The organism is Acinetobacter sp. TAC-1, assembly GCF_029025845.1.
GTDB classification, from domain to species: domain Bacteria; phylum Pseudomonadota; class Gammaproteobacteria; order Pseudomonadales; family Moraxellaceae; genus Acinetobacter; species Acinetobacter guillouiae.
This window is the reverse complement of sequence record NZ_CP118892.1, coordinates 4,666,827-4,688,724: the sequence shown is the minus strand read 5'-3', so window position 1 is coordinate 4,688,724 and position 21,898 is coordinate 4,666,827. Positions and strand designations below refer to the sequence as shown.

The following is a 21,898-nucleotide window of genomic DNA, read 5'->3' as shown; positions in this document are numbered from 1 at the left end:
CATCCGCAAAACTCGTCAACCACCAGCGACGTATTCAATGAATCGCAGAAACAATACTTTATGCATGAGGTCCTGCCTCAGACAGTTGCGGATGACGTTTCCGAGTATCATATTTCATCAAGAATTTTATATCGAATTCAGATTATTTAAACTAAAATCAGTTTCGATTTTTGTGAAATTAAGAATTGGGCAAAGTGTTGATATGCTGTTGGAAGTTCATCAAAATTTTGAGCAGCCAATTGTAGTTGGCGTTTTGCCCATTCACCGACTAGTTCAATTTGATCAAATGCATAGAGTTGATTGAGTCGCATTGCTGCCCGTTTGGGCATAATGGCAATGCCGACACCACTTGCAACCACTTGAGCGATCGCAGCAAAATTTGGCAATCTTAAACGATACTGAATTGCACAATTGAGCAATTTGGCTTGGTTTTCAATCGACTGCTGTAGAGAGTGATATTGCATTAAACCCACAAAGGCATAGTTCAGAGTATCGACCAGTCTGAGCTCTGTTCGCTGGCTTAATTCATGATTTGATGGACAAATCAGCACTAACGGATCATCTGAAAAGGCTAAAGTTTGTAATTGATGTGCATTAAAAAAGCTCGAAATTAAGCCAAGTTTTGCATTGCCTTTTTCAATGGTCTGAATAATTTCATTACTTTCAGCTTCCTGTAGATCAATCTGAATATGTGGGTTTTCAACTAAATACTGAGGAAGTAATAAAGGCAGATATTCACTTTGTGCAGATGAATTACACCACAAAGTCATCTGTGTGCTTAGACCTTTTGCGAAGGGTGACATCGCTTGTTCAAGCTGTTTACTTTGTTGTATTAGACGTAAAGCCTGTTCTACAAAAGTTTGACCTGCAATTGTGAGTTTGACCCCAGAGGCATGCCGGGTAAAAAGGCTTGTGGCATATTGTTGTTCGAGTTTTTTAATACGTTCACTGGCTGCCTGTAGTGAAATCGACGAGCGTTCTGCGCCTTTGGTGAGGCTTCCTGTGTCCACGATATTGATAAACAGTTGCAAATCGAAGAAGTCTAGGCGCATGCGAATCATAAAGAGCTGAAATGAGATCAAAGTATAGCTGAATAATTATACAAATATGCGATATCGTGTAGATTGTTTCAGTGATGAGTAAGACGAGATTTAAATTGAAACAATGAAGGCTTGATTACGACGATATCGTACGATAGTCACTGGATATTTAAAGTGCTTGTATTGGAAAATATATAGGCTTGAAACAAAAGTAACTTGATTGATATTGATCATATGCCTGACTTGCTCAATTTTAGTCTAAAACGTAAACCATTGATGAAATATCAAAAGACCCTAGAAAAGATGAAAATTCTAAGTGAGCAAAAAAAGTGAAAACGATTGGTTTATTAGGTGGAATGAGTTGGGAATCTACAGACTTGTACTATCAGCAGCTGAATAAAAGCGTTCAACAAAAATTAGGAAAATTACACTCTGCAAAAATTGTTTTAATCAGTGTTGATTTCGCTGAGATAGAAATATTACAGCGTCAAGGTTTATGGGACGATGCAGCACTGTATTTAAAAGAGAAGGCAATTCAGTTGGAGAAAGCAGGGGTAGAAGGGATCTTACTGTGTACCAATACCATGCATAAAGTTGCTTCTGCTATTGAAAGCTCGGTCTCAGTTCCATTTATTCATATCGCTGATGCAACAGCAAAAGACGTTTTAAATCAGAATATTGGCAAAGTCGGTTTGTTAGGTACTCAATTTACCATGGAACAAGACTTCTATAAGCATCGGTTAGAAGAACAAGGCATCAATGTACTGGTGCCTAACCAAGCGCATCGACAGATGGTTCACAATATTATTTATGATGAATTGTGTTTAGGTATGGTCAAGGAAGAATCTCGTCAGAAATACATCCATATTGTTGAGCAGTTAATATTAGAGGGTGCTGAAGGCATTATTCTGGGATGTACAGAAATTTGTATGCTCATTGGAGATACTCAGTTTTCTGTTCCGCTGTTTGATACAACGTCGATCCATGTGCAAGCTGCTGTGGATTTTGCTTTGTCTTGACCTTTTTGAAGTGGGTATTTGTATCAATAAAAAAGCTCCCGAAGGAGCTTTAAATACTATATAAGCAAAGGCTTACATGATTTTCACACCTTGTTGACCCGCAGGGGTAACTTTGAAGATTTCCACTTCAAAAGTGATATTTTTACCTGCGAGTGGGTGGTTGAAATCCACTTCAGTGATATCTTCACCGACAGTTTTAACCACGCCAAATAGACTTTGTTTGGCTTTGTCTTCAAACTCAATCATGTGGCCTTCAACAGGACGTTGTTCGAATTTTACTGTATCGAATTTTTGCACATTTTCAGAATTCCACGGACCGAAAGCATCTTCTGGTGGAAGGCTAACAGTACGACGGTCACCTGCACGAAGACCAAATAAGGCTTTTTCAAAACCTGGCAATAAACTGCCATCCCCGATCACTAAGCTTACAGGCTCTTCACGGCTACGTGTGTTATCAATTTCAACACCACTTTCGATGGCAACAGAAAAATGCAGTTCTACTTTTGAGCCATCCGCAACACGCGTTTCGTCATTGGGGTTAATCATTTGTTCAGTCATTTTGCGCTTCCGCACGTTGAATACGATGCTTTTCTAAAAAGAAGGTATCAATTAACAATAAAATCGTACCGAGAGTGATCGCACTATCGGCAATGTTGAATGCAGGGAAACTACTGCCTTGGTAATGCAAATGAATAAAATCGACCACATAACCTAATGTCACCCGATCAATTAAATTCCCCAATGCACCGCCAAGAATCAATGCGATTGCAGCAGGTAAGATCAGCGTGGTTTTTGGCATACGCATGAGCCAAAAAATAAAGATGATCGATACAACGCCTGCAAGACCTGTGAATAAATAATGCTGCCAACCACCCGCATCAGACAAGAAGCTAAATGCTGCGCCGTAATTATGCAGTAATGTCCAATTTAAGAAGGGCAATACAGGTACAGGCTGAGCATAAGTCAGCTCTGCACTTGCAATGTTTTTTGTCCATTGGTCAATGATAATGGCAAGGACAGAAAGTCCAAGCCACATCAAATTATGCGGATAAAACTGCAATAAGCCCTTTTTATTTTGCGGATTAGGCATATTTTCTCTCTTCGCCTTGACCTGTAGGAAGGTTAATAATACAACGAGAACAAAGCCCTGGATGTGCATGATGTGTATTCACATCTGGAAGGACATGCCAGCAACGTGCACATTTTTCGCCTTCAGCAGCAGAAACTTTAACACGTAGGCCTTCAAGTTCTGTTGCTTCACCTTGCTCAGCATAGTCATAAACAATTGCTTGAGAGGTGATCAAGACAAAACGAAGCTCATCGCCCAATTGCTTCAAGACGTTTTGTAGGTCTGTATTTGCCCAAAGTTCAACTTTAGCAGACAGGTTACTACCAACCAATTTAGCATTACGCGCTGTCTCAATCTGTTTATTAACCGCAGATTTGACTTCAATTAAGGTTTGCCAATCCGCTTCAGAGATCAAGTTGGTGCTTGATGCCACTGGAATATCATACCAATGCGCTGTAAATACATATTTTTCAGTTTGTTCTGGAATCAATGGCCACGCCTCTTGTGCTGTAAAGCTCAAGATAGGGCTCATCCAACGAACAAAGGCTTGAACCAAATGATACAACGCAGTTTGAGCAGAATGACGTGCTGTGGAGTCTGCTTTAGTCGTGTATTGGCGGTCTTTGATGATGTCTAAGTAGAAACCACCCAAATCATTGATACAGAAACTGGTCAAAGCATTGGTGACGACATGGAAGTTCATATCTTCATAAGCTTGTTGAATGGTTTTCTGTACGTCTGCTGCACGTTGTAAGATGTATTGATCCAATGCAATCAATTGATCTACAGGTAACGCATCTGTTGATGGTTTAAAGCCATTCAAGTTTGCCAATAAGAAACGTAAAGTATTACGAATACGACGATAGCTGTCACTTACACGGCTAAAAATTTCGTTACTTGCGGCAATTTCATAACGATAATCGCTTGATGCAACATATAAACGTAAACCATCAGCACCTAACTGCTTAATGATGTCTTCAAGTGGGATAAAGTTACCCAATGATTTCGATAATTTACGACCTTTTTCATCCACGGTAAAACCATGCGTAAGCAGGGCTTTATAAGGTGCGCGTTTATGGATCGCAATCGATGTGAGCAATGAAGACTGGAACCAACCACGATGTTGGTCAGAACCTTCAAGATATAAATCAGCTGGATCTTGCAGTTCCGCACGTTCACGCAATACTGCATAGTGCGTTGTACCTGAGTCAAACCATACATCGAGTGTGTCACGAACAGCATTGTACTGTTCAGCGTCATCACCGATAAACGCTTTGGCTTCACGATTATACCAACCATCAATGCCTTCTTTTTCGATGAGCTTCGCCACATCTTCAATGAGCTCTGCGGTACGAGGGTGCAATTCATTGGTATCTTTATGTACAAAGAATGGAATCGGCACACCCCAAGTCCGTTGACGAGAGATACACCAGTCTGGGCGACCTTCAATCATTGACTTGATACGGTTTTTACCCCAATCAGGGACAAAGTCGATGTCGTTTTCAATTGCATTTAAAGCATCTTGGCGTAACCCATTCGCATCCATGCTGATAAACCACTGTGGGGTTGCACGGAAGATGATTGGTGTTTTATGACGCCAGCAATGCGGGTAACTGTGCTTAATCGGCAGATGCGCCCAGAGTTTGCCAGCATCTGTTAATGCTTCAATGATTTTTGGATTGGCTTTATAAATGTGCTCGCCTGCAAAAAGAGGCGCAGTCGGTAAATATACACCATTACCACTTACAGGGTTTTCAACTTTTAAGTTATAGATTAAGCCAACTTTATAATCGTCCACACCATGTCCAGGTGCAGTATGCACAGCACCTGTACCACTGGTTGCAATGACATGTTCACCTAAAATCACAGGCACTTGGCGATCTACAATCAATGGATGTTGTAATTGTAAGTTTTCGAGCGTCGCACCGACAAAGTCAGCCAATACTTTTGGTTGTTCAAGTTTGTAACGTTCACATGCAGATTCAACTAAATCTTTGGCTAAGATTAAGTTTTGTGTGCCACGCTCAGACTGAACTTCCACCAATTGATAGGCAATATCCGCATGTAAGGCAACCGCTTGGTTCGCAGGTAATGTCCAAGGTGTCGTTGTCCAAATCACGATATCTGTTGGATTGTTAACGTTGACACCAACTTTTGCAGACAAATCAGCAAGATCTACAACACCGAAACCCACATCAATTGCATCAGATTTTTTATCTTCATATTCCACTTCTGCTTCAGCAAGTGATGATCCACAATCCATACACCAGTTCACAGGTTTTAGACCGGGTTCGATATGACCTGCTTTGGCAATTTCACCGAGCGCGCGAACAATATCTGCTTCTTGTTTGAAGTTCATGGTGAGATATGGATTATCCCAGTCCCCAAACACGCCCATACGAACAAAGTCTTTTTTCTGTAATTCGACTTGAGTATATGCATATTCACGGCAGGCTTTACGGAAAGTCGATGCGTCAACTTTTACGCCAACTTTACCGATTTTTTCTTCGACTTTAAGCTCGATTGGTAGACCATGACAGTCCCAACCTGGAACATAAGGTGCGTCAAAATCATCTAAAGTGCGACTTTTAACAATAATGTCTTTTAAAACTTTATTGACGACATGACCTAAATGCAATGAACCATTTGCATATGGAGGACCGTCATGCAGAATATATTTTTTCTTGCCAATACGCGAAGCACGAATCTGCTGATAAATGTTGTCGGCATACCACTCTTCTAACCATTTTGCTTCACGTACTGCGAGATTTGCTTTCATTGCAAATTCAGTACCTGGTAGGTTTAGCGTGGCTTTATAATCCACTGCATTTTCAGAAGTTTGCTTATCGCTCATGCAAGTTGTCATCCAATATTATCAGCACCATTGCTGACGCGTTTTACAATAAAAGTTTAAGTTAAAAAGGAAATTTGGGGGTGTTTTTGCGAAACTCAAGCAAACGCTCGACATCATCATCAATTCCCGCCTGAAGCGCTTCAAGTGATGGGTAATTTAATTCACCATGTAAATAGTCGAGGAAAGTGACTCGCATTAACAGACCATACAGATTAGCAGAAACATTTGGAAAATGTACTTCTAATCGCCATTCTGGATGTTCTTGTTTGATTGCAGGGCGTGTTCCCACATGGCCCGCACCAAATAACGCATCTGTTTGATAGCCAGCAACACCTATTTTATCGGGGTTCTCAGCTTTGACTTTCTGTGTCAATGAGGTACTTTCGCAAATAACATCGACAGCATAAATACCACTTAAACAGGGTTTATGACGGCCAAGTCGAACATTTATGGTTGGAAAATTCAAAGTACGACCAATTTGATCACCATATTGCACACGACCAATCATGCTGTATGGGCGACCCAATAATTTTGCTGCAAGTGATAAGTCACCCGCTTGGAGAACTTGGCGAATACGGGTTGAACTGACACGTTCACCATTAAATTCAATGGTATTGAGATTGGTGACATCAAAACCATATTGTTTTAAAAATTCACTATTGCCTTGACGGTCTTTACCGAAGTGAAAATCATCACCTAAGATCAAACTTTGCGCATTGAGTTTGTTTTTTAACAGGCTTGCAAAGTTTTCAGCACTTAAGCTACGGAATTGATTATCAAATTTAGCGATAGCAATATAATCAACACCCAATTCAGATAAATATTCTACTTTTTCTCTGAGTGATGAAATCCGTGGTGGTGCTTCATAACCTTTGAAAAACTCTAAAGGTTGCGGCTCAAAAATCATCACCAAGGTTTTTAAATTTTGGGCTTCAGCCACTTCTTTGAGTTGAGAAACCATCGCCTGATGTCCCAAATGGACACCATCAAAATTGCCAATCGTCACAGCGGTTTGGGGCAATTGAAAATTTGGTGCTAAGGCATTTAGACGTAACAGCTGCATGGTTTCAAAATAAGCTTAAAATTTGAAAGGACTATATATTGCCATAATCTCACAGTTTCGTCTTTGTTGTTGTGTTTTTATCCAGAAAAAAATGACTGAGAATACTTTTATATCAGTAAAATTGATTCATTTTATGAAATTAAATCAATTTTATTTATTAAAAGATGCTTTTATAATCAATTTATCTGCTGAAATGAGGATGAAGCGATGAAAAAGCCATTTTACCAACTTGAACAAACAGGTGATGTGATTCGACAGTTTACGCCAAACTGGTTCACCATGACCATGGGAACAGGGGTTGTTGCACTGATCTTGCCTGAGTTTCCGTTTGCATCTGATTTTTTATGGCAGCTGGCAACTATTTTGTGGCAGTTTAACACGCTACTGTTTACTGTATTTATCATACTGTATGTCTTACGCTGGCTCATCTATCCTCAAGAAGCGAAGCAGATTTTTTCCCATCCCGCAATGGCGCTCTTTTTAGGTGCAATTCCAATGGGGTTGGCAACGGTATTAAATGGCTTTTTAAAATATGGCATAGCCATTTATGGTGATGTTGCGTTCCAAATTGCGCAGTTGTTGTGGTATGTCGATGTGGTTTTAGCGGTGGGTATCGGGGTGCTGGTACCGTTTTGTATGTTCCATAAACAAGATCATCAATTACATACAATGACTGCAATGTGGTTATTGCCGATTGTGGCCTGTGAAGTTGCAGCAACATCAGGCGGCTTACTTTTAGCGCATATGCATGCGAGTCAACAGGCGGTGGCTATTTTATTCGCCAGTTATATGCTGTGGGGGATGTCTGTATTGCCTGCTTTTGGGATTCTCACCATTCTGATGTTACGTTTGGCTGTACATCAATTACCGAGCAAAGAGTTGGCAATTACGAGTTGGTTAGCTTTAGGGCCAATTGGTACAGGTGCATTGGCACTCTTGGTTCTAGGTGCTCAGGCTCCTCAAGTCTTGGCCTTGATTCAGTTAGAAAATTTAGGTGTGTTCTTTCAAAATGCTGGAATTGTGGCAAGTTTTATTTTGCTTGGCTTTGGTGTGTGGTGGGTTGCAATCGCAGTTCTAACCACACTTAAACATGCGGCAACCGAGCTACCATTTAATCTCGGTTGGTGGGGCCTGACTTTCCCACTGGGTGTATTTACCTTGGCAATATTGAGTTTAGGTCACCAATTACATCTCAGTTTCATCGTAGATACAGGCTTAGCATTTGCTGTAATTTTAATGATGTTATGGGTGATGGTGATGAGCAAAACTTTGCGGGGAATGTATCAAGGGAATTTGTTTTTCTCTCCTTGTTTAAAGACTTTTTTAGAACGTGAATAAACAGAAAACCTTGTTGATCCGTCTATAAAACAATCATTAAGAACCAATGATAAAATCGTCCAAGCCCAATTGTCTATTGATTACAGTTGGGCTTTTTTAATATTGAAATACAAAATAAATCTTATATAAGCAGTATGATGTTGGTTTGAGAAAATTTAAAAATGGATGAATGTTGCAATCAATGAGGATTCAAAAAGCATTTCAGCCCGTGCTAGAAGAGGTGATTAACGCTTTTAGTCGCAGCTTTGCCGAAGATTTACATAGTATCTATGTTTATGGCAGTGTCGCTCAAGGCATTGCAATTATCGGTCAGTCAGATTTAGACCTTTGTGTTGTTTTTAAAAATAAACCTAAAAATTTAAATGAAAAGATTGCTGAAATAAGCGCAAATCTTAAGGTTTTACCCCCATTTCTGCCTAAAGTTGATGTCGATATTGGTTTTCTAGACGAGGTTTTAAATAAGCATTCCCTACAAAGTTGGGGAGCATGGATCAAATTCTTTTGTCAGCATATTTATGGAGAAGATTTATCTGCGCTTTTTAACGATGTTCAGATTGAACGAGATGTAATTAAGGCGATAAATACTGGTTATGATGCAGATATACAAGGGTATTTACGCATATTAGAGGCATCTGATCAAACAGCAAAAGAATTAATCAACCTTAAAAAATCTTTAATTAAACGGATAATACGACTGCTTCCTTTGACATTGGACAATATAGAAGGATGGCCATGTAATTTAAACGATACTGTGGCACAAGCGATAGATGTATATCCTGAACAGAAAGCAGCGTTTCAATACTTGTTAAAAGAACTTGATCACCCAAATATATCGAGTGAGACCTCGCTCCAAGAAATAAAAAACGTTTATTTGTGGATAGATGCTCACATTATATAAAATAAAAAAAAGCAGTCTTTTGGCTGCTTAAAATAGGTTCAATTTATAATTATGATTTATCTTTTAAGCTAAAGAACCAGTTGAGAATCAATGCTGCAAACGTTGCAGTACCAATACCACCCAAGTTGAAATCACCAAATTGAAGGGCAAAGTCACCCGTTCCTAAAATGATTGTTACTGCGGCAACCATCAAGTTTTTATTTTGAGAAAAATCGACTTTATTTTCAATCCAAATCTTCGCACCCGCAATGGTAATTAAACCAAAGACCACGATTGAAGCACCTGTTAAAATCGCCGTTGGAATGGTATGAATAACTGCGCCAAATTTAGGTGAAAACCCTAAGAAAATTGCAAAAATACCCGCAATGACAAAAACAATCGTAGAATAAACACGGGTAACGGCCATTACACCAATATTTTCACCATAGGTGGTCATACCCGGTGCGCCGACACCACCAGAAAGCGTGGTTGCAATACCATCTGCAACAAAAGCTTTACCAATTTGTGGATCTAGGTTTTCGCCAGTCATGGCACTGACTGCTTTGATATGCCCCAAGTTTTCTGCCACCAAAATTAAAGCAATCGGGGCAATAATTAACATTGCATTGAGATCAAAAACAGGTGAATGGAAAGTGGGCGTACCAAACCATGCAGCTTGTTGAATCGGTGTGAAATTAATCGGTGTTCCATTTCCCATTACATTTGCAACAATGAAATAGATCAAATAAGCCAATAACAACCCGACCAAGAGCAATAAGCGTTGTAATAGCCCTTTCGTGAATACAGCAATTGAACCCATACACAGTACAGTGACCAATGCCATCCACATATTAAAGTCATTACCAGCGACACCTTTCACCGTAACAGGTGCAAGGTTTAAACCAATGATCATGACCACTGCACCAGTCACCACTGGTGGCATGAGCTTTTCAATCCATTTGGTTCCCGTTGCCATGACGAGTAAGCCGAACATTGCATACAACACACCACATGCCATGATCCCGCCAGCTGCAACAGCTAAATTTGCATTTGGTGTACCTGTACCTGATGCAGCATAGCCAGTTGCAGCAATTACGACCCCAATAAAGGCAAAGCTTGAACCTAGGTAACTTGGAACACGACCACCCGTAACAATAAAGAATAAGATGGTACAAATCCCTGACATTAAAATGGCAAGGTTTGGGTCAAAGCCCATTAAAAAGGGTGCGAGTACAGTTGCACCAAACATGGCAAATGCGTGTTGAATCCCTAAAACGACACTTTGCGCAGGAGGTAAATACTCATTGGTACCGACAGGTCTTGCATCAATGCTGCCAGAATAAGGACGCCATTTGGGAAACCAGTTGGACATAAATTGAGCACTCAAAAAACAAATTGGACACATCATACGCTTTCTTTTCGAGAGTTTTAATCATTTTAGTCAAACTAAGCACTTGCATTTATTAGGGAAAATTGATGTTTTGTACCATTTGGTCAAATAATTAAATAATGTTAGTGCGTAAAATCAAAGTATTAAAAAATATAAATATAAAAAAGAAGAATAATTCAGGATTTTGTAACTGCTTAAATTTTTTCCATTCAAATTGAGATTTTTTTGCAATTGTTGATGAATTAGGCATTTTATTTGTGTGAAATTGCTTCTAAATTAACATTAGTCAGTGTCAGCATAATTAAATAAGATTATTAATAGTTTGATCTTAATCATCCTTAACATTGATTTAATGTGTTTTTATTCATTTTTTTCCGATATAAAATGAAATCTTCTTTTAGGCCTTGTTGTACCTCTTTACCATTTAAATAATCGCTATATTTGATTTTTTTAGATTTTATCTTTGCATCATCATCTAAAAAAATGGAAAAAAAACTTTGTTTTGAACTACGCAACATTATTCTTTTTTTTAAATATATGACATCCTCGTACCCACCAAAGTTAGATTCATTATCTAATCTAGAAACAATAATACATTCTCCACCATCTGCTTTATAAAAATTAGCATATTTAGTAAGTACTACTCCATTTTCATATATAGCGGGTATTGTGATTGACTGTAATAATTTATAAGTTTTTGCTATTTCTTCACCAGTATAGAGTTTTTGTTTTGCCTCGACATTTGTGCTTATCAGAAAGAAGACTATAGTCAAAAGGCTAAAAAATATATGCAAGAGTGTCTCCTTTTAAAAAATTAATTTCTTGTAATTACTTACACCCAGTTTTAACAGCTGTGGTTTCAAGTTACGCCATGTTTTTCCATTGGGATGTAATTCAAAATGTGGGTAATCTGGCCCGTTTTTTGTTTTAAATCGACCTCCCCATACTAAGCCTAATTGCTCCCCAATTAAACCTAATGCCTTACTATCAGCTATAGACTGTTTGCCGTCTGAAAGATAAGTGATTTTACTATCTCTCACGGATACAATATCTATAGCTAAACCATATTGATGATAGCTTTGTAATGGCCCTGCATTTGTTACACCTCCAGACAAAGAACCTTGAGTAGCAGGGCTTCTGTATCCATCTGTAATAACCCAAGTGATGCCAAGCTGTTCATATGCTGTATTTATCAATTCAATAACATAGGGTTGGTAGGTAGCATGTAACTCAGCAATTCGCGCTAAAGTCCTTTTATAATGCTTTTCTCCTCCACATGCCTCTGGTAATAAGCCACTAGTATTGACAGGATCAGGTGCTTCCACTTCAGCCACAGGAGATTCTTCTTTGTTTTGAGAAGCATTCTGTTTTACTTTTGGTGGCGTAGACGTCTTATCTTTCTTGCTCTCAATTTTAGCTTTTGCTTGAGTGGGCCCTACTTTACGCTCATAAACTTTTAACTTTTGATTCTCACGGAGATGATCATCGCTTAGCCCATTAAGCTTTTTAATTTCATCGACCGTATTAGCTGTAAGCTTTGCAATTAAAGTTAATGTATCTTTGTACTGAACCACAATGATCGTGGTTTTTTCTTGCTGACGAGGTTTTGTTTCTACTGGCTTAGTTTTATTTTCAGATGTTGCTGTTTTTTTGGCAGGGATTTTTAGCAATTGCCCAGGATGAATATCTGTATCACTTTTTAAATTATTTATTTTGATCAATTCTGATGTCGTTGTTTGATTATCATTCGCTATTCGAGATAAATAATCACCTTCAGCCACAATATAGGTTGATCTTAGATAAGTACCAGTTGCCACATCCTTTGTAGAAAGATTCACGCCTTTCAGTAAAACTTTTGGGCTACGAACAATAAAAATTGTTTTTTCTCCAACCAGCTGTATTTTGACTTTAGATTGATATTCCCCAGATGTACTACTCCTGATCCTCACATCAATCATTGTGCCTATTGGTCGCTTAAACCAAACAGATTCACCACTGGCAGGAGTAACATGATCAGATATAAGAGAAGACCCCACCCAAAGTTGATGGACTAATCCTTGAATAGGTTGTTCTAATACATCAAGAAATTTAATATTTGCTAAGCAATCCATCATTAAACCTCTTGATCATGCTGGTCATGTGAACGGCATAGGTATTCAAACGCGTCCTCATCGTCAAGACCATCATCTACAGACACAGTCCAATCTTCTTCTGTACCAATGAGAATATCGTAGTCATCATTATGGTCTGAGCTTAGTCTTTGGGTTCGTCCATGCTGATCCAGTGTCCCTGAAACATAGGTGTTATTTTTATTATTGATGAGTTTATATTTCACATTAGAAAAATCAGTCTGATAAAAAAGATCATAAAAATCCCATTTATTACTAAATAGAGTCTCTTCTTTTAAGATAGGAAGTGTTGGAATTTCAGCTTTAACACGACTTCCCGTTTTAAACTGATGTTGCCCGGCAAAAACTTTAAAATCATTTGGTGTTTTAATTGTTATGCCATTTTTTGAAATGATGATTTGTGAACCACCAGCCATGACTATACCATTTATTAGTTTGTTGATATTATATGTTTAGCATATCTTACAAAAATGAACAATATGACTTTTATCATTGCTATACAACTTGAGGATGGTGTAGTGGTTGCTGTAGATAACAAAAACATTCAATTAAAAGATAAAAATATCAATGATTTTGAGGAATATGACGATGTAAAGTTGTATGGGTGGGATGGCGGTGTTATCACGGGAACGGGTGAAATGTATGTCATTGATAAAGCAATAAGACTTTTTATTAATAATGCTGAATCTGATCTTAAAAAATTACCAGAATGTTTAAATATATCGAGACAAATTCGTGAAATGGAGGTTGGTCAGCATGAGCAAATCCAATCATCCAAATTGCTCTATTCAAGCTTTAGTGATTCAGGTGCAAAAATTTTTGCGGTTGAATGTGATGAAACAGGCGTTTATCGAACTCGTGAATTTCAAAATAACGATGTAATCGTTTGGTTTTTTAACCAAAATATTCAGGAAATAACGCAAGATTTAAACAACTTGTATAGCAAAGCACGAAGTTATAGTTCTTTTGAGCAACAAGCAGATGGGTTTAATTATTACCTTCATCCTATTGCAGAAATTTTCTATAAACAAAGTCAAGTCGATACTTGGATGAGTAGCAGTTTTAATATTTGCTTCCAAACAAGAAACCAATGCTTTTCTGCCTATATCCATAATCAAAGAAATGACTTTATCAAGAGTCACTAAGTTGAAGGGGTACCTATGTACCCCTTCAAAGAAACTTGAACTTAACCCGTATTACGTAAACCGGCCGCAATACCAGCAATACTGACCATCAGTGCATGATCTACAGGGGTATGCTCCGCCTGACATTCAGCCAAGTATGCACGACGACGTTTCATTAATTCGGCTTGTAATAAATGCAAGGGTAATAAATACGGCTTACGTACTTTCATGGCTTGATCAAGTACATCATTGGAACTTAACAGCTGCGATTCACCTTTCATCGCCAACAGGGTTTGTACTGCATCATGCAAGCGTTGACGTAATTCAGCACCAAGTACTTTTAAGTCTTCATCATCGGTAAGATGAGATTCATAATACAGTGCAATATTTGAGTCGGCTTTAGAGAGGACCATTTCCAACATATCAATTAAGGTTTGGAAATAAGGCCATTCCGTTAACATTTCATCCAATACTGCTTTTTGACCTTGATCAATCACTTGGTTGATCGCTGCGCCAGTACCCAGCCAAGCAGGAAGCATTAAACGAATTTGGGTCCAGGCAAAAACCCAAGGAATGGCACGCAAAGATTCGATCCCACCACTGACTTTACGCTTTGCAGGGCGTGAACCAAGCGGCAGCATTTGTAACTCAAGCTCAGGGGTGACGGTACGTAAATATTTAACAAAATGAGGATTTTCACGTACAGTCTGACGATACACCTGAACAGATAAATCCGTCATGCTGTGCATCAAATCTCGCCATGCTTGTTTTGGCACAGGGGGTGGTAATAATGTCGCTTCTAAGGTCGCAGCAGCATAAATTTCCAAATTTTGTAAGGCAATTTCTTCTAGACCAAATTTAAAGCGAATCATTTCACCTTGTTCAGTTACACGGATTGCGCCTGAAATTGAGCCAGGTGGTTGAGAAAATAATGCTTGTTGGGTTGGTGCACCACCACGACTGATTGAACCACCACGACCATGAAACAAGGTCAGTTGAACACCATGTTGTTTGGCAATTGCAGTCAGTTCTTCTTGCGCACGATACTGGGCCCAGTTTGCGGACATAAAACCAGCATCTTTGGCAGAATCCGAATAGCCAATCATGACTTCGTGCTTAGCTTGGATATGCTGTTTATACCAGTGCATATTGAACAGGGTACTCATGGTACTTGCCGCACCATCCAAGTCTTTCAAGGTCTCAAATAAAGGAACAACGCGTAATGGATGCTCAATTCCCGCTTCTTTTTGTAGTAACAATACCGCCAAAACATCACTCGGATATTCAGCCATTGAAATGATATAAGCACCTAAGCTTTCTTTGGGTTGTTCAGCCAAAGTACGCATGGTTGCAAAGACTTCTTGAACATCAGGGTTTTCAATCAGACTACCTGAAGGCTCATTTAAATGTTTAGGCAATAACGGGCGTTTGCTTTGTAATTCTTGCAATAAAAAGTTCTGACGCGCTTGTTCTGTCCATGTCTCAAAATTACCTAAGCCGAGATATTCAGTAATTGCTGAGATGGCTTGACGATGACGGCCTGACTCTTGGCGAATATCCAGTTTAAGCAATTCAATACCAAAACAATTTACTCGATAGATAAAGTCGAGCAATTTACCATTGGCAATCTCAGGTAAATTACATGCCATTAGTGAACGATAGCAAAGTAATAACGGTTGTAATAATTCATCTTTATGGCGAATGATTAAACTGCGATCTACATCTGAATGCTGACCACGTAATTTATCTGCCAACCATTGACGGGTTGCTTTGAGGCGTTCACGGGTCGCACGCAAATATTCGCGGTAAGGTTCAGGATGGCTATAACCCAAAGCTTGAAGTAGCTCATTGGAATAGGCTTCAATCGAGAGTTCCCAACGAAGATCTTCAATATCACGCACATAAAGGTCAGCCGCTTTCCAGCGTGACAACCACAAAACTTCTTGAGTAATGTTATGGGTGACATTCGGATTACCATCACGGTCACCCCCCATCCAAGATGCAAAACGAATTGGAGAAATATCCAAAGGCAAAGCCTTTACACAATTGTCCTGAACGAGGTCATCCAATTCACGGATGAATTTTGGAACCGCATTCCATAAGGTCTGTTCAATCGTGGTAAAACCCCATTTTGCTTCATCTATCGGGGTTGGGCGATGCTGACGGATTTCGTCAGTTTGCCATGCAGAACAGATCAGTTGTTTTAAATCGGTTAACACATCTGCACGTTGCTTAGGTGTCAGTTTTTGCTGATCAAAAGTAGACAGGCAATGATTAATGCCATCATATTTTTGGATTAAAGTACGACGACTGACTTCGGTTGGATGCGCCGTAAGAACCAATTCAATTTTTAATTCACAAATTTGTTTATAGAGCGTTTCTGCTGAAATTTGCTGATCTTTGAATTTGCTAAATAAATGATCCAGCACATTGGGTGATGGTGAGTTTTCATCGCACTCACTTTGTCGACGACTACGCACAACGTGATATTGTTCAGCAATATTGGCAAAATTTAGAAAGTGTGAAAAGGCGCGGGTGAGTGGCAGAATTTCATCATCTTTTAAATTTAAAAATAATTGTTCAAGTTGTTTTTCTGCTTCAATTTGACCATCTCGAGCGCCTTTACCTAAAGCCCGAATTTGTTCAATTTGATTAAACAAATCTTGTCCTGCATGTTCCTTTAGCGTTTCGCCTAAAAGGTTTCCGAGTAAGCGTACATCTTCACGCAGCGGAGCATCAATTTGTTGAACCATTTGTTACTCTCCAGTTCTTGTTATCTCGAATATAACGTGATTCCACCACAATCCAAGTGACTCCCTACAAAAGTATGTAAATGACTGTGCAAGAAGTCGGCTTTGACTTAATTTTAATTTGGATATTTAGCTTTAGTTTTTGCCCTTTTGATATCAACAAGCCTATGCGATATGCATTGAGTATGCCTTAAACAACAATTGGGCATTATTTTATTTTTAAATAATTTCAGTTGGCTTTATATTTCATCATAAATAAATCAATACTTTCGGTGATGATTTGTTGTTTTTCATCTTCCGTAGGAATTTGGCGGATCCCCAATAAAACCTCGTGGTGTCGAACACCCAATAATAATGACAGAATCAGGTTGATTTGTTTTTCAATGTTATCTGCTTGAATAAATTTAAGCGTGCCCGCTTGTTGGAAAAAATCTTGCCAGACTGCACACATTCTTTGATGGGAAGAATTATAAAACTGTAAAGCCAAAGGATTTTTCTCTGCGGCAAGTTCTAACAACAAATGCTCAAGTTTAATGGCTTCAGGTAGGCTAATGACAGTGAGTGCCAACTCGCACGCCTGAAAAAAATGCGCATAAAAATCACTTTGAAGATTGAGTCGTAATGGTCGAGCATCGATAGACGCTTCACAGGTTGCTTCAATGGCACAGCAAAATAAAGTTTCTTTATCTTGAAAATGGTTATATACCGTCAGCTTTGTGACGCCTGCTTCTTTGGCAATTTGGTTCATGCTTGAACCATGATAACCCAATTTTAGAAATAGCTTTTTGGCGGCTTCCAAAATGTGTTTCCGTTTTTCTAAGTCCTTTGGACGTCCAGCGGTTGTTTGCACAATAATTTCCAAAAAAAAATAGGTTAATTGCTCTATACACGATTCACAATTACTGTACCATGCAGTATATTAATTAAAAAATGAGCAAATAAATATACTCATTCTATTTTGCCCGAAAAAATGCATTTGATTAAGAGCCTTGCCTATGCGTAGTTTAAATTTAATGATCACGAGCCTATTGGTATTGTGTAGTGTAACAATAGTGGGGTGTAGCAAACCAGCACCTGAAGCGGAACAAATTCCCTTGGTGATGGTCACCCAGCCTGCAACATCACATGAAGATCAAAAAAGTTATGCGGGGGATGTTCAAGCCCGACAGCAAACAGCATTGGCATTCCGTGTCGGGGGACAAATTACAGAACGCTATGTCGATGTTGGGGCTCGTGTCAAAGTAGGGCAAGTCTTAGCAAAGCTTGATGTGAAAGATGCCCAGCTACAATTGAACTCAGCCAAAGCACAACTTGAAAGTGCGCAATCTGCGGCCAAGGCTGCAGCAGACGAATTTAAACGCTTTCAGCAGCTCTTACCGATCAATGCTGTGAGTCGCTCACAATATGATTCAGTCAAAAATCAATATGATGCTGCTCAGGCAAGTTTAAAACAAGCTCAATCTAATTATGATGTGAGCGCCAATCAAACCGGTTATAACCAATTGATTGCCAATAAAAATGGGGTGATTACCCAACGTAATATTGAAACTGGGCAAGTGATTTCAGCAGGGCAGGCGGCGTACCAACTGGCGATTGATGGTGATCGTGAAGTGGTGATAGGTGTACCTGAACAAGCCATTGCAGAGATTAAAGTCGGTCAAAATGCATGGGTGACTTTATGGTCTAAACCTCAAGATCGATTTGCTGCCTATGTTCGAGAAATTTCTCCAGCAGCCGATCAATCACGTACATTTATGGTTAAAGTGGCTTTAAAAGAAGGGCAGTCCGCAATTCAACTTGGGCAAAGTGCGCGGGTATTCTTTAATCAAAATATTCAAAATGTATTGAGTGTACCTTTATCTAGCGTCTCAGCAAATAACAATCAAGCCTATATTTGGGTGGTGAATCCAGACCAAACGATTGCTAAAGTTTCAGTGACTCTGGGCAGCTATGGTCGTGACAGCGTTACTGTCGTGAAAGGGTTAAATCCTGGGCAGTGGGTGGTTGTAGGAGGGGTACATTTACTTCGTGAAAAGCAAAAAATAAAACCGGTAGACCGTGAAAATCGTGCTGTAACTGTTCAAAAAGGAGCATGATCATGAGTCCATTTAAAGCCTTTAACTTGTCAGAATGGGCACTCAAAAATAAAGGATTAGTACTTTATTTTATGATCCTATTGGGTATTGTCGGGCTATTTTCCTATTCAAAACTCTCTCAGAGTGAAGATCCACCCTTTACTTTTAAAGTCATGGTAGTACAAACTTATTGGCCTGGTGCAACAGCTCAAGAGGTTTCTTTACAAGTTACCGATAAAATTGAAAAAGAACTGATGAGCACAGGGCTCTATGACAAGATTATGGCTTACTCGCGTCCGGGTGAGTCTATGGTCATGTTTATGGCAAAAGACTCATTAAAGTCTAACCAAATTCCAGATGTTTGGTATCAAGTGCGTAAAAAAGTAGGCGATATCAAAACACAGTTACCTTCTGGTGTTCAGGGGCCGTTCTTTAATGATGAATTTGGTGACACCTTCGGGAATATCTATGTCTTGACAGGCAAAGATTTTGATTATGCAACGTTAAAAGAATATGCAGACCGTTTACAGCTTCGCTTACAACGGGTCAAAGATGTCAGTAAAGTCAATCTGGTGGGTCTACAAGATCAAAAAATCTGGATTGAGCTTTCCAACACCAAAGCCGTGCAAATGGGCGTACCAGTTACTGCAATCCAAGAAGCCTTGGCAAAGCAAAACAGTGTGACCAGTGCAGGCTTTTTTGAAACAGGCACTGACCGTATTCAAGTGCGAGTCAGTGGTGCTTTAAAAAGTGTCGATGATTTGAAAAAAATGCCCTTGTTGGTGGGAAATCGAACCATTCAACTGGGCGATGTTGCTGACGTTTATCGTGGATTTAGTGAGCCTGCACAACCTCGCACGCGTTTTATGGGCGAGAATGGAATTGGTTTAGCGGTTTCTATGCGTAAAGGTGGTGACATCATCGCATTGGGTAAAAACCTAGAAACTGAATTTAAAACCTTACAAAAATCACTACCTTTAGGTATGGAACTGAAAAAAGTTTCAGATCAACCAGTGGCTGTTCAACGCAGTATTCATGAATTTGTCAAAGTTCTTGCAGAAGCGGTCATTATTGTTTTATTGGTGAGCTTTTTTTCGCTGGGTTTCCGTACAGGTTTGGTGGTGGCATTTTCGATTCCACTGGTGCTTGCGATGACTTTTGCAGGCATGAATTTATTTGATGTTGGCTTGCATAAGATTTCTCTAGGAGCCTTGATTCTGGCCTTAGGGTTATTGGTCGATGATGCCATCATTGCCGTCGAAATGATGACCATCAAAATGGAGCAAGGCTATAGCAGGATGAAGGCAGCTGGTTTTGCATGGACCAGTACCGCATTTCCGATGCTGACAGGAACATTAATTACCGCAGCAGGTTTTTTACCTATTGCTACAGCCGCATCAAGCACAGGGGAATATACCCGTTCAATTTTCCAAGTGGTGACCATTGCCTTAATTGTTTCATGGATTGCTGCTGTGGTTTTTGTTCCTTATCTAGGCGATAAGTTACTTCCAGATTTTAACAAAGTGCCACAAAAAGCGCCGTGGTATCAGCGTCTTCTCGCAAGATTACGAAAGCAACCAGAACCTCAGCCTGTGATTCATCATACTGGTGAGCATTTTGATCCATATCAATCTAAATTTTATCAAAGCTTTAGAAAGTTGGTGAATTGGTGCGTGACCTATAGAAAAACCGTCATTTCAATTACGGTTGGGGTTTTTGTTCTGTCTGTGGTGATGTTTAAGTTTGTACCCCAACAATTTTTCCCGTCTTCAAACCGTGCCGAAATTTTGGTCGATTTAAAATTGGAAGAAGGTGCATCACTGACTGCAACTGAAGATGCCGTGAAGAAAGTCGAGGCATTTTTATCTAAGCAAAAGGGTATTGATAATTATGTTGCTTATGTAGGAACAGGTACACCACGTTTCTATCTGCCTTTAGATCAACAGATGCCACAAGCCAGTTTTGCACAATTTGTGGTTTTAGCATCGTCACTGGATGATCGTGATGAAATTCGTAAATCCTTAGATACGCAAATTCGCCAATTATTGCCACAGGTACGTATCCGTGTCTCTTTATTAGAAAATGGTCCTCCAGTCGGCTATCCATTGCAATTTCGTGTATCGGGTGAAGACATTGCAATTGTTCGTCTGGAGGCGCAAAAAGTTGCTCAACTGGTGAGTGAAAATCCAAATACCGCAAATGTTCATTTGGACTGGGGTGAGCAAAGTAAAATCATTTCGTTGGTGATTGATCAAGACCGTGCCCGTCAAATGGGTGTGACCTCAGAAGATTTGGCGAATTTTTTAAACAGTTCAATATCGGGTGCAATTATCAATCAATATCGTGAAAAACGTGAGCTGATTGATGTTCGTATCCGCGGTGATCAGGCTGAACGAGTTAATGTTGAAGCATTATCCAGTCTTGCTGTTCCAACAAGTAAAGGCACCACTGTACCTTTGGCGCAAATCGCTACACTTCAATATAAATTTGAAGATGGTTTGATTTGGCACCGCAATCGTTTACCGACCATTACTGTACGGGCAGATATTCGGACCAAGTTACAGCCTGCAACCGTGGTCAATGAGCTGGCTGAAAAAATGGATCAGCTTCGTACAACCTTACCAAGTGGTTATTTGCTAGAAGTTGGTGGCGCGGTAGAGGAGTCAGCAAAAGGGCAAACTTCTGTAAATGCAGGGATGCCATTATTCCTTGCGGTGGTATTTACTTTGCTGATGTTGCAGTTAAAGAGTATTTCGCGCTCATTCATTGTATTTTTGACAGCGCCGTTAGGTTTAATTGGGGTGGTATTATTCCTGCTCTTATTCAATAAGCCTTTTGGTTTTGTGGCGATGCTAGGCACCATTGCATTATCTGGAATGATTATGCGTAACTCACTGATTCTGATTGATCAGATCGAACAAGATATTCGAGCTGGACAGAATCAATGGGATGCGATTTTGGATGCTACAGTTCGTCGATTCCGTCCCATTATTCTCACCGCCTTGGCAGCGGTATTGGCCATGATTCCGCTTTCTCGGAGTATTTTCTTTGGACCAATGGCTGTGGCTATTATGGGTGGTTTAATTATTGCGACACTTTTAACGTTATTTTTCTTACCAGCGTTGTATGCGACTTGGTTTAAGATTAAAAAAACTACAGAAAATACATAA

The 21,898-nt window shown here is 39.5% G+C and carries 17 protein-coding genes; 6 read left to right on the top strand and 11 right to left on the bottom strand.

What is annotated here, in order from left to right; genetic code table 11:
* Positions 1 to 146 precede the first annotated feature (146 nt).
* On the bottom strand, positions 147 to 1,052 hold the full coding sequence (locus PYV58_RS21980) for a LysR family transcriptional regulator (RefSeq protein WP_034614734.1): 906 nt from the start codon (positions 1,050 to 1,052) through the stop codon (positions 147 to 149).
* Positions 1,053 to 1,369: 317 nt separating this feature from the next.
* On the opposite strand from PYV58_RS21980, the gene PYV58_RS21975 reads away from it, so the two are divergent.
* Entirely contained in the window at positions 1,370 to 2,059 is a 690-nt protein-coding gene (locus PYV58_RS21975) for an aspartate/glutamate racemase family protein (RefSeq protein ID WP_034614650.1), read from the top strand.
* A 72-nt stretch (positions 2,060 to 2,131) separates the two neighbouring features.
* Here PYV58_RS21975 and PYV58_RS21970 read toward each other — a convergent pair whose 3' ends face one another.
* From PYV58_RS21970 to ribF, 4 genes are all read right to left on the bottom strand, one after another.
* Positions 2,132 to 2,617 (bottom strand): peptidylprolyl isomerase, encoded by a 486-nt coding sequence (locus PYV58_RS21970; protein WP_004818226.1) that lies wholly within the window; start codon positions 2,615 to 2,617, stop codon positions 2,132 to 2,134.
* The gene (gene lspA / locus PYV58_RS21965; protein WP_004718873.1) at positions 2,610 to 3,149 is read right to left on the bottom strand and encodes a signal peptidase II; all 540 of its coding nucleotides are present in this window, start codon (positions 3,147 to 3,149) and stop codon (positions 2,610 to 2,612) included. Before lspA ends, PYV58_RS21970 begins: the two co-directional genes overlap by 8 nt.
* A complete protein-coding gene (ileS, locus tag PYV58_RS21960; RefSeq protein ID WP_034614654.1) occupies positions 3,142 to 5,982 on the bottom strand; it encodes an isoleucine--tRNA ligase in 2,841 nt (946 codons plus the stop codon). The genes lspA and ileS overlap by 8 nt, the downstream gene beginning before the upstream one ends.
* Before the next feature lie 61 nt (positions 5,983 to 6,043).
* Positions 6,044 to 7,045: a riboflavin biosynthesis protein RibF gene (gene ribF, locus PYV58_RS21955; RefSeq protein WP_034614658.1), complete on the bottom strand. Its 1,002-nt coding sequence runs from the start codon at positions 7,043 to 7,045 to the stop codon at positions 6,044 to 6,046.
* Positions 7,046 to 7,252: 207 nt separating this feature from the next.
* Here ribF and PYV58_RS21950 point away from each other — a divergent pair, with 207 nt between their 5' ends.
* Both PYV58_RS21950 and PYV58_RS21945 read left to right on the top strand, forming a co-directional pair.
* Entirely contained in the window at positions 7,253 to 8,383 is a 1,131-nt protein-coding gene (locus PYV58_RS21950) for a TDT family transporter (protein WP_034614660.1), read from the top strand.
* Positions 8,384 to 8,564: 181 nt separating this feature from the next.
* A complete protein-coding gene (locus PYV58_RS21945; RefSeq protein ID WP_034614662.1) occupies positions 8,565 to 9,281 on the top strand; it encodes a nucleotidyltransferase domain-containing protein in 717 nt (238 codons plus the stop codon).
* A gap of 49 nt (positions 9,282 to 9,330) precedes the next feature.
* Here the strand turns inward: PYV58_RS21945 and PYV58_RS21940 are convergent, their stop codons facing one another.
* From PYV58_RS21940 to PYV58_RS21925, 4 genes are all read right to left on the bottom strand, one after another.
* A complete protein-coding gene (locus tag PYV58_RS21940) occupies positions 9,331 to 10,632 on the bottom strand; it encodes a solute carrier family 23 protein (RefSeq protein WP_004718863.1) in 1,302 nt (433 codons plus the stop codon).
* 356 nt (positions 10,633 to 10,988) lie between these two features.
* A complete protein-coding gene (locus PYV58_RS21935) occupies positions 10,989 to 11,444 on the bottom strand; it encodes a hypothetical protein (RefSeq protein ID WP_034614664.1) in 456 nt (151 codons plus the stop codon).
* Between the two features lie 12 nt (positions 11,445 to 11,456).
* Complete coding sequence (locus PYV58_RS21930) at positions 11,457 to 12,761, bottom strand: M15 family metallopeptidase (RefSeq protein WP_034614667.1); 1,305 nt, start codon at positions 12,759 to 12,761, stop codon at positions 11,457 to 11,459.
* Positions 12,762 to 12,763: 2 nt separating this feature from the next.
* Complete coding sequence (locus tag PYV58_RS21925; protein WP_004718858.1) at positions 12,764 to 13,195, bottom strand: hypothetical protein; 432 nt, start codon at positions 13,193 to 13,195, stop codon at positions 12,764 to 12,766.
* A gap of 63 nt (positions 13,196 to 13,258) precedes the next feature.
* Here PYV58_RS21925 and PYV58_RS21920 point away from each other — a divergent pair, with 63 nt between their 5' ends.
* Entirely contained in the window at positions 13,259 to 13,924 is a 666-nt protein-coding gene (locus PYV58_RS21920; RefSeq protein WP_034614737.1) for a hypothetical protein, read from the top strand.
* Positions 13,925 to 13,965: 41 nt separating this feature from the next.
* On the opposite strand, the gene ppc is transcribed toward PYV58_RS21920, so the two are convergent.
* On the bottom strand, positions 13,966 to 16,656 hold the full coding sequence (ppc, locus tag PYV58_RS21915; RefSeq protein WP_034614670.1) for a phosphoenolpyruvate carboxylase: 2,691 nt from the start codon (positions 16,654 to 16,656) through the stop codon (positions 13,966 to 13,968).
* A 226-nt stretch (positions 16,657 to 16,882) separates the two neighbouring features.
* Positions 16,883 to 17,503, bottom strand: a complete 621-nt coding sequence (locus PYV58_RS21910; protein ID WP_004818238.1) for a TetR/AcrR family transcriptional regulator — start codon at positions 17,501 to 17,503, stop codon at positions 16,883 to 16,885.
* A 145-nt stretch (positions 17,504 to 17,648) separates the two neighbouring features.
* Between PYV58_RS21910 and PYV58_RS21905 the strand changes: the two genes are divergently transcribed.
* Complete coding sequence (locus PYV58_RS21905) at positions 17,649 to 18,749, top strand: efflux RND transporter periplasmic adaptor subunit (protein WP_004818239.1); 1,101 nt, start codon at positions 17,649 to 17,651, stop codon at positions 18,747 to 18,749.
* 2 nt (positions 18,750 to 18,751) lie between these two features.
* Positions 18,752 to 21,898 (top strand): efflux RND transporter permease subunit, encoded by a 3,147-nt coding sequence (locus PYV58_RS21900; protein WP_034614674.1) that lies wholly within the window; start codon positions 18,752 to 18,754, stop codon positions 21,896 to 21,898.

Excerpts from the sequence above, each read along its gene's own strand:
- ribF (WP_034614658.1), bottom strand. The coding sequence starts at position 7,045 with ATGCAGCTGTTACGTCTAAATGCCTTAGCACCAAATTTTCAATTGCCC.
- ileS (WP_034614654.1), bottom strand. The coding sequence starts at position 5,982 with ATGAGCGATAAGCAAACTTCTGAAAATGCAGTGGATTATAAAGCCACG.
- PYV58_RS21980 (WP_034614734.1), bottom strand. The coding sequence starts at position 1,052 with ATGCGCCTAGACTTCTTCGATTTGCAACTGTTTATCAATATCGTGGAC.
- PYV58_RS21970 (WP_004818226.1), bottom strand. The coding sequence starts at position 2,617 with ATGACTGAACAAATGATTAACCCCAATGACGAAACGCGTGTTGCGGAT.
- ppc (WP_034614670.1), bottom strand. The coding sequence starts at position 16,656 with ATGGTTCAACAAATTGATGCTCCGCTGCGTGAAGATGTACGCTTACTC.
- PYV58_RS21950 (WP_034614660.1), top strand. The coding sequence starts at position 7,253 with ATGAAAAAGCCATTTTACCAACTTGAACAAACAGGTGATGTGATTCGA.
- PYV58_RS21925 (WP_004718858.1), bottom strand. The coding sequence starts at position 13,195 with ATGGCTGGTGGTTCACAAATCATCATTTCAAAAAATGGCATAACAATT.
- lspA (WP_004718873.1), bottom strand. The coding sequence starts at position 3,149 with ATGCCTAATCCGCAAAATAAAAAGGGCTTATTGCAGTTTTATCCGCAT.
- PYV58_RS21905 (WP_004818239.1), top strand. The coding sequence starts at position 17,649 with ATGCGTAGTTTAAATTTAATGATCACGAGCCTATTGGTATTGTGTAGT.
- PYV58_RS21920 (WP_034614737.1), top strand. The coding sequence starts at position 13,259 with ATGACTTTTATCATTGCTATACAACTTGAGGATGGTGTAGTGGTTGCT.
- PYV58_RS21930 (WP_034614667.1), bottom strand. The coding sequence starts at position 12,761 with ATGGATTGCTTAGCAAATATTAAATTTCTTGATGTATTAGAACAACCT.
- PYV58_RS21900 (WP_034614674.1), top strand. The coding sequence starts at position 18,752 with ATGAGTCCATTTAAAGCCTTTAACTTGTCAGAATGGGCACTCAAAAAT.
- PYV58_RS21945 (WP_034614662.1), top strand. The coding sequence starts at position 8,565 with ATGAGGATTCAAAAAGCATTTCAGCCCGTGCTAGAAGAGGTGATTAAC.
- PYV58_RS21940 (WP_004718863.1), bottom strand. The coding sequence starts at position 10,632 with ATGTCCAACTGGTTTCCCAAATGGCGTCCTTATTCTGGCAGCATTGAT.